1 protein-coding gene and 1 pseudogene are annotated in these 649 nt (G+C 53.3%); both read left to right on the top strand.

All coding sequences use genetic code 11. The features are described from left to right. Positions 1–353: pseudogene (locus tag BGK49_RS16995) on the top strand (IS21 family transposase); the annotation flags it as partial. Beyond that, positions 350–649: ATP-binding protein (locus BGK49_RS16990; RefSeq protein WP_158513076.1), on the top strand; the 300-nt coding region annotated here is incomplete at its 3' end. The pseudogene BGK49_RS16995 and the gene BGK49_RS16990, both read left to right, overlap by 4 nt.

The following is a 649-nucleotide window of genomic DNA, read 5'->3' as shown; positions in this document are numbered from 1 at the left end:
CCTTCAGGGCACAGACTAAAGGTAAGGTGGAACGGATGGTGCAGTACACCCGTAACAGTTTTTACATCCCACTAATGACTCGCCTGCGCCCGATGGGGATCACTGTCGATGTTGAAACAGCCAACCGCCACGGTCTGCGCTGGCTGCACGATGTCGCTAACCAACGAAAGCATGAAACAATCCAGGCCCGTCCCTGCGATCGCTGGCTCGAAGAGCAGCAGTCCATGCTGGCACTGCCTCCGGAGAAAAAAGAGTATGACGTGCATCCTGGTGAAAATCTGGTGAACTTCGATAAACACCCCCTGCATCATCCACTCTCCATCTACGACTCATTCTGCAGAGGAGTGGCGTGATGATGGAACTGCAACATCAACGACTGATGGCGCTCGCCGGGCAGTTGCAACTGGAAAGCCTTATAAGCGCAGCGCCTGCGCTGTCACAACAGGCAGTAGACCAGGAATGGAGTTATATGGACTTCCTGGAGCATCTGCTTCATGAAGAAAAACTGGCACGTCATCAACGTAAACAGGCGATGTATACCCGAATGGCAGCCTTCCCGGCGGTGAAAACGTTCGAAGAGTATGACTTCACATTCGCCACCGGAGCACCGCAGAAGCAACTCCAGTCGTTACGCTCACTCAGCTTCATA

Source organism: Shigella sp. FC1544, assembly GCF_001722145.1.
GTDB lineage: Bacteria > Pseudomonadota > Gammaproteobacteria > Enterobacterales > Enterobacteriaceae > Escherichia > Escherichia coli.
The sequence above is the reverse complement of the archived record's forward strand: the minus strand, read 5'-3'. Positions and strand labels throughout refer to the sequence as shown.